We start from the raw sequence: 1,232 nt of genomic DNA on the forward strand, positions 1-1,232 counted from the left end.
GAAGGCGCAGCCTACGGAATTCTGGCCTTCTTTTTAATGATTTTTGCTATAGCTTCGTTTGTTATGGCGAAAGCAAGGAAATGAGATGCATAAAAACCCCTTTTTTTATGCAGAGATCCAGCTGGATAGGAAGCTGAAAACATTGATCAATCAAGATGGACAGGTTGATTTTCACTTATTAATAAATGCGGTTGTGAAGTTAGTTAATTTTAACGTTGATGATTAAAACCTTACTTTTTTATGCAGTTACCAGGCTGATTAAAAAATGAACAAAGTTGAGGAATCAATGATGTATGAAATCATGTGTAGCAAAAAATAAGGACAGGAAAAAACCCCTTGCCGGATAACATATTGATTCAGCAGGAGTTTCCTTCTTGTATATGTTTATTGATAATATTTTTATTTAGTTGCTAATTCATCTTTGATTTCTTGTGCATAGTAATTAACATCATCGTTGGCATCAGCTTTAATACTCATGAAAAGCTGTTTCACTACTTCTTGATTTTCGTCTAGTTCACCTATTTGAAGTAAATAAAGAGTTGAGGAAGCTACACTAACTCTTACATCATTATTTTCATGTTTGCTTAACTCTAATAGCTTCTTACTAAACCATTCAATATCTGTCGATAAATTTTGCGCAAGAATATCAATTGATTCAACAATGTTTTCGATATTATTTTCTTTTATATGTTTTTCCATTTCCTCTTTGGATACTGTTAAATCTTCGTATCCAGTAGGAGTTTTGTCTTCGTCTAAATAAAGTTTACTCAAAAATTCTTTAAATGAAGAAGCTAAAGTAAATATTTTTTCTTCTTCATTGTCAACATAAACAATCTCTGGGTTCTTTTTTGTGTTTCTATAATCAAAAGCAATCCATGAGTGGCCGTCTCCACTGATTAGTATCAAACCTTTAGGCATATCCCATTCATTCAAGTAGTGATTATTTTCCAAAATTCCATACTTTTTTCCGATGCCCATAATATGGTCGATGTAAATAGAGTCATCATCCCATGATGTTTCAAACGTTGTTGGAAAAGCATTGTAAATAATAAGGCCTCCATTTTGTACACGAAGAATATCTATGTATTCTTTTGGAAGCTTTACAGAAAAAAATTGTTCTGCTTGTTTAATATCTGTTTCATTCAAATCTCGTAATTTGTACATGTCATCGGGTTCATTTCTCCATATCTTCATTAAATCACTTCCTATTCTCTTCATTTTTCATCATTATA

1 protein-coding gene is annotated in these 1,232 nt (G+C 31.8%); it reads right to left on the minus strand.

The window, feature by feature from the left end; genetic code table 11:
• Positions 1–399: 399 nt before the first annotated feature.
• A complete protein-coding gene (locus B1A98_RS20005; RefSeq protein WP_063384395.1) occupies positions 400–1,194 on the minus strand; it encodes an SMI1/KNR4 family protein in 795 nt (264 codons plus the stop codon).
• Positions 1,195–1,232: the final 38 nt, after the last annotated feature.

Origin of the sequence: Pseudobacillus badius (assembly GCF_002189605.1) — a bacterium.
Lineage (GTDB): Bacteria > Bacillota > Bacilli > Bacillales > Domibacillaceae > Pseudobacillus > Pseudobacillus badius.

Coding starts and splice junctions, on each gene's coding strand:
- B1A98_RS20005 (WP_063384395.1), bottom strand. CDS start 1,194: ATGAAGATATGGAGAAATGAACCCGATGACATGTACAAATTACGAGAT.